At 35.4% G+C, this 6388-nt stretch carries 6 protein-coding genes and 1 pseudogene; 5 read left to right on the top strand and 2 right to left on the bottom strand.

Annotated elements, in window-relative coordinates:
• Positions 1 to 194 (bottom strand): annotated as a pseudogene (locus tag ABZC13_RS11150) (OmpA family protein); the annotation flags it as partial.
• A gap of 174 nt (positions 195 to 368) precedes the next feature.
• Here ABZC13_RS11150 and ABZC13_RS11145 point away from each other — a divergent pair.
• Positions 369 to 3401 carry a DNA mismatch repair protein gene (locus ABZC13_RS11145; RefSeq protein WP_373003630.1) on the top strand — a complete coding sequence of 1011 codons (3033 nt, stop codon included), beginning with the start codon at positions 369 to 371 and terminating at the stop codon, positions 3399 to 3401.
• A 32-nt stretch (positions 3402 to 3433) separates the two neighbouring features.
• Here the strand turns inward: ABZC13_RS11145 and ABZC13_RS11140 are convergent, their stop codons facing one another.
• On the bottom strand, positions 3434 to 4129 hold the full coding sequence (locus ABZC13_RS11140; RefSeq protein WP_373003627.1) for an Abi-alpha family protein: 696 nt from the start codon (positions 4127 to 4129) through the stop codon (positions 3434 to 3436).
• A gap of 217 nt (positions 4130 to 4346) precedes the next feature.
• Here ABZC13_RS11140 and ABZC13_RS11135 point away from each other — a divergent pair, with 217 nt between their 5' ends.
• Genes ABZC13_RS11135 through dapE form a run of 4 tightly spaced genes read left to right on the top strand, consistent with a single transcriptional unit; the run spans position 4347 to position 6380 of the window.
• Entirely contained in the window at positions 4347 to 4598 is a 252-nt protein-coding gene (locus ABZC13_RS11135; protein WP_373003624.1) for a type II toxin-antitoxin system Phd/YefM family antitoxin, read from the top strand.
• Positions 4588 to 4872, top strand: coding sequence for a type II toxin-antitoxin system RelE/ParE family toxin (locus ABZC13_RS11130; protein ID WP_373003621.1), 285 nt, complete (start codon positions 4588 to 4590; stop codon positions 4870 to 4872). The genes ABZC13_RS11135 and ABZC13_RS11130 overlap by 11 nt, the downstream gene beginning before the upstream one ends.
• 59 nt (positions 4873 to 4931) lie before the next feature.
• Positions 4932 to 5282 carry a hypothetical protein gene (locus ABZC13_RS11125; protein WP_373003617.1) on the top strand — a complete coding sequence of 117 codons (351 nt, stop codon included), beginning with the start codon at positions 4932 to 4934 and terminating at the stop codon, positions 5280 to 5282.
• Complete coding sequence (dapE, locus tag ABZC13_RS11120; RefSeq protein WP_373003614.1) at positions 5283 to 6380, top strand: succinyl-diaminopimelate desuccinylase; 1098 nt, start codon at positions 5283 to 5285, stop codon at positions 6378 to 6380.
• Positions 6381 to 6388: the final 8 nt, after the last annotated feature.

Below are 6388 nucleotides of genomic sequence, written 5' to 3'. Positions count from 1 at the left end.
TCACCTGCTGCAGTATTAGGACACTTATCGTCTTTGTCTAAAACACCATCTGAGTCACTGTCTAGAGGTGCAGCTTCAACAGCTTTAGCAATAGGTGCTTCTTCAACTGCTATTGGTTGAATGTGAGTAAATTCTGAAGCACTTAGCGATAATGCTAAAAACGACAATATTAACGAAGTTAACATATGTTTCATTCTTCTTTTCCTTAGAGTATTTTGCTTGTAAAAATATATAGTGAACATAATAACAGACAAAAGTGAGTTAGTAGTGAGTTTTTGTCTAAAATGTCTATAGACAATACATGGCACTGAACAGATTTAACATTTATGATATAATCTCGACCTATATAAACAGTGGAAAAGTAATCAATGCTCTCATCAGATGTAAGTTCTATATTAAATAACAAAGATAAATTATTAACTCAAACATATTTCGATCTACAGAGATATTTTGAGGATAAGTACGGGACAAATACTGTAGTCTTTATGGAGATAGGAACTTTCTTTGAAGTCTATGAAGTTAATAATGATGATGAACAGGTTGGAAAAGCAAAAGAGATAGCTGAACTTTTAAATATACAACTGACTAAAAAAAATAAAAATATCATAGAAAATTCTGACAAAAATCCACTTTTGGCAGGTGTACCTGCAGTCTCTTTTGAACGCTACTTAAGTCGTCTTATACAAGAGCAAAAATACACTATCATTGTAGTAAAACAAAAAGGTAACCCGCCAAAGATAAGCAGATATATCTCACAAATCGTCTCACCGGGAACTAACTTTGATCATATCGTTGATAATGATGATAACTACATAGCATCAATATTAATAGATTGCCATAGAGGCATCTACAATGTTGGTTACTCCGCTATAGATGTTACAACCGGTAAGACATGGTTGTATGAGACACATGGAACGAGTGAAGATCCGTCATATGCTCTTGATGAGATATTTAATCTTTTAAATATCTATCGTACTTCAGAAGTAGTTATTAGCTTTTTGGATGGAGTTCAAGATCAAAAGCATGTGGTTCAGTACTTAGAGATTGCTGAACATTATCACTATTCTGTAAATAACCAGCGACCAAAGGTGGACTTTCAGAACAAACTATTTGCTGAAGTTTACCAGATTCAGTCACTACTTTCTCCCATAGAGCATCTGGACTTAGAACGTAATCCGATGATAACAGAATCTCTTGCTGTCTTAGTTCACTTCGTTATAGAACACGACATTCACATAGTTCAAAAACTAAATCGACCAAATCTTATAGATAACCGCCGTTTTATGTATCTTGGAAACAATGCGTTAGAACAAGTCGGAATCATCTCTAAAGATAGAAATGAGTTTACACTTTTAAAGATGATGGACAAGAGTGCAACAGCCATCGGTAGAAGACTTTTAAAAGAGAGACTTCTAAATCCTATCATGGAAAAAGATGAGCTAGAACGTCGTTATAACCTAATAGAGAAAGTGTCATCTCACACAAGATTTTTAGATGAGACTATGCGTGGAGTCTACGATCTTGAGAGACTCTCCCGTAGACTTGATTTGGGACGTCTGCATCCATTTGAGATGAACCATGTTTTTGAGTCTATGGTGAGTGTAAAAGACCTGATGGGATATGTGAAAAAACATAAGATTCAAAAGACTCCCTTTCATGAGTCTGAGCTAGATGAGTTCTTAAGAGACATAAGCAAGAGCATAGACCTTGATGTTTCTCGCCGTTTTACAAATGCAACTGTAGATGAAAACTTTCTTATGAGCGGAGTCGATGAAGCAGTGGATATCTTGGTAGAGCAAAACAATACTATGCTAATAGCTTTTGAAGATATCATGAGTAAGATAGAGGCTCTTTTAGAAGCTTCAAGTGCAAGTTCATCAAGTCGTCTTGTATCTTTGGGTGTTTTAGAAAAAGAGGGTTACTATATATCTCTGAGTAAAAATCGTTACTCTATGATAGAGAGTGAGTTTAAAAGCCATGAAGAGTTTAAAGAGTTCAATGTCAAAAAACTTACAAACAGTGTAAAGATAACATCTGCATTTACAGATACACTCTCAGATAAAATCATGAAAAACCGCAGAAAAATAGTGGTTTTGGTAAAAGAGAGATATATCCAGCTTCAAGCTCTGTATGAGAGACGTTACTCTCTGCTTTTTGACAGAGTTATCAGTTATGTTGCGGACTTGGATGTAGGAGTGAGTTCATCTAAAGTGTCTCAGGAGTACAAACACTCAAGACCTATGATAGTAGATGTAAAAGAGGATGAGAACTTTATGCAGGTCATGCAGCTTCGTCATCCACTCATAGAGATTCAAGAGCGTGGTGGCATCTACGTACCAAATGATATAGTTATGGGAAATCGTGCTTACATGGACTTGCCTCATCCTGAGACTGTTATGTTAGACGTTCGTGTTCATGATGGGCATGACATAAACGGTGTACTTCTTTACGGAATCAACTCTAGCGGTAAATCGTCTCTTATGAAGAGTATCGGTATAGCAGTTCTTATGGCTCAGTCTGGCTTTTTTGTAAGTGCTGCTGTTATGAAGTTTTCTCTTTTCGACTCTATATTTACAAGAATTGTCTCAAAAGACAACCTTGCAAAAGGACTTTCAACTTTCGCAGTGGAGATGCTGGAACTCAAAAATATATTTAACCGTGCAACAGTTCGCTCGCTTATACTCGGTGATGAGATCAGTCATGGAACTGAAACCCTTTCAGGTGTTGCCATAGTTTCATCTGCCATTATAAAACTGGCGAAACTTCGCTCACTTTTTCTTTTTGCCACACACCTGCATCAGCTCTCGACAATGAAAGAGATAACTACGCTAAACAATGTGGTAGACTTGCATCTAAGCGTTGAGTATGATGAGGTAAAAGATGCACTTGTGTTTAACAGGGTTTTACAATCTGGAAGTGGAAGCAGCATCTACGGTCTGGAGTTTGCAAAGTCTCTTCACATGGATGCAGAGTTTCTCGACATCGCGAACAAGATAAGAAAAAGACTTGCAAATGACTTTGATGAGTTAGAACTTCTGGTCAAGAAAAAGAAAAGCAAGTATAACAAAGACCTCTACGTAACAAAATGTGTAATCTGTGGAGCAATGGCAGAGGATGTCCATCACATCTCACAACGCTCACTCGCGGACAAAGCAGGTTTCATAGGTCACTTCCACCAAGACAACAAACACAACCTTGTACCACTTTGTAAAGAGCACCATAACGACATACACAACGGAAAACTACGAGTCGATGGTTTTGTTATGACTTCAAACGGACTGGAGCTTCAGTTCCAAGAGCAGATGACTAAACCTAAAGTAGTTGAGGTAAAAGAGCCGGAGATAAATGAGCCAAAAGCTCAAGATGCATCTGATGAGTTTGTTTTGGATGATTGGGATTAGCGTTTAGGTTCCGAGCTAGTTTTCAAGTGATATTAATTAATTGCCTCATATAGTTTAGCTCCAAATAGTGTTGGATGAATAATAGAATAATTCTCATCACCAGTAGTAGGGATTAAATTTATACATCGTACTCTTGATAAATTAGACAAAGCTAATTTAATTGTATCATCTGGGTCAATAGGATTAGGAGTATGTTTATATTTACTGAAATCCATACTTTGTTCAATATAATTAATTTTATCTGGTAATAAATGTGTTTGAATATCATATTGTATATTTGATTTGTATTTATTAGAATAAATAGTAATTAATATTTTAGCTTCTAATGTAGTTAATTGTTCTAATACAATAATATAAGATCTTTCTAATGAAAAATCATAATTAGTAGATGAATTTACTAATAAGTTTACCCATAAATCTTGAAGGTAGCTATCATCTTCTAATGATGCTGATTCCAATAAAGGAATAGCAAGTTTTAATGGAATATGTTTTGTAGGATTTATTTGTCCCAGTTCTTTTAATTTTAAATTTGCTTTATTCATTAGGTTAACTTGATTTTCCCATCTCATATATTTTAGTTTATCTTCAAATATACCACATGCTTGTTCTACAGAACCACCAATATATTTAGACATAAAACTACCAAACTTATCAAGTGTATCAATTGCTTTACCTGAAACTTTAGCTATCTCCTGTGTTGCTTTTGCAGTTTCTTCAATTTCACTCATATAATTAACCTTTTATTTATATTTTTCAGTAATGCATATTAAAGGTATTATACTTAAATTTACAACTTTCTATAACAAGCAAAAAAGTGAGGAACTGAACTTACACCTCTATGAATGAATCTCCAATTTTTAAGTACAGAAATAATTATTGCCTTATATGCTTAAATAAAATGTTATAATAAAGATACGAAATTAAATACTTAAAAAGGTGTGAAATATGCAAGCTATATTATCAAACTATACTGCTAGTATTACAGAGTTAAAAAAATCACCTACTCAGTTACTTAAAGATGCAGGTGGTGAAACTATCGCTATTTTAAATCATAACACTACAAATGCTTATTTGGTTCCTGCTGAGACCTATGAGAAAATGATGGCTATAGTTGATGACTATCTACTCTCAAAAGATGTAAAAGAGAGACAGAGTGAAGATTTTAAACCTATAGAAGTCTCTTTAGATGAGTTATAAACTTAGCTTTCATCCAAAAGCATTTAAAGAGTGGGGCAAACTCGATAGTAGTATAAAAGAACAGTTTAAAAAGAAGCTTGAAAAAAGACTCGAAAACCCAAAAGTTGTAAAAGATAAGCTTAGCGGTTTTGATGAAGTTTATAAGATAAAACTAAGAACTGCCGGTTATAGGTTGGCTTATGAAGTTATAGATGACAAAATAACTATCTTGGTTTTGGCTGTTGGTCAAAGAGAAAACAACAAAATATACAACTTACTTCATAGTAGAGTTTAGTTTACAGCTTTATAATCAAAAAAGTGTATAATTACTTTTTTTAAGACAAGGAATAAAATATGAAAAAATTAATAATATTAGCAACTATAGCCATGACTTTGATGTTTAGCGGATGTACGCAAGAGACACAAAACAAGATAGGAAGAAGCATCCAAAACTGGACGGGTACTGATGGTGTACTTGACATTTATATGGGCGATAAACTTGTGAAGAGATTTATTAAGATTGACAAACTTTCAACTGCTGAAGCAACACAAGGTAGTAATCCTAGAACATACCGATATGGTTACGGTGTACTAGATGCAAACCAAAATCTAAAGGTAGATGCAGGAGAGAAAAAGCTTTACTTTGAGATAAGTGATTACTCTACTTCATACATCTTTTACGATAATCCAGGTGCTGAGAAATAGATGAATATAATAGAACTTTTTAAATACTTAGTAGAGCAAAAAAGTGAGACACCGGATGATGGCGGACTTTTAGATTTTATTGAAAACTACTTACCAGATTTTACGGCTGTTCGTGTTGACGTGGAAGATGTCAAAAACCTTTTTATCTACAAGAAGTTTGGAGAGGGTGAGCATTTGTGCTTTGCGGGGCATGTTGATGTTGTACCTGCTGGAAAGGGTTGGGATACTGACCCATATGAGGCAGTAGAAAAAGACGGATACATCTTTGGTCGCGGTACTCAAGATATGAAAAGTGGAGTAGCGGCATTTACTCAGGCAGTTAAAGAAGTTGAGAACTTCAACGGAACACTTTCGCTTTTACTTACTTCAGACGAAGAGGGTGATGCAATAAACGGAACTGTAAAAGTTTTAGAGTACTTAAAAGAGAACTCAATGCTACCAGATGCTGTAGTAGTTGCAGAGCCGACTTGTGAAGATGTATTTGGAGATGCTATAAAAGTAGGGCGAAGAGGTTCTATTAACGGTTATATTACCTTAAAAGGAAAGCAGGGACACGCTGCTTATCCTGAAAAAGCTATCAATCCTATCCACAACATCGCACCTAGACTTTTAAACATGGCTGGGGTGAACCTTGACAACGGAGATGAGTTTTTTAGTCCTAGTAAGTTTGTTGTAACAGACATACGCTCTGGGATGCAGGTTACGAATGTCACTCCAAACCATCTTGATATGATGTTCAATGTCAGAAACACGACTCTTACGACTCAAAAAGAAGTGAGAGAGTTTGTTGCGAAGAACTTAGACGGTTTAGAGTATGAGCTCAAACTTACACAAGGCTCATACCCGTTTAAAACGGAGACAGATACAAAGCTTGTAAAGAAGATAGATGAAGCCATAGAGAGCGTTACAGGCATCCAGCCTAAACACTCAACAGCAGGCGGGACATCAGATGCAAGGTTTATATCTTCTATGGGTGTAGATGTTGTAGAGTTTGGTGTTATAAACGATACTATCCACGCTGTAAATGAGAGAACAACTGTTAAGGAAGTACAAGAGCTTTACCAAGTCTTTAAAAATCTTATCAGCATCTGGGAATAGAGAGATTA

Source organism: Sulfurimonas sp. (genome assembly GCF_041563035.1).
Lineage (GTDB): Bacteria > Campylobacterota > Campylobacteria > Campylobacterales > Sulfurimonadaceae > Sulfurimonas.
This window is presented reverse-complemented; position numbering and strand designations above follow the sequence as displayed.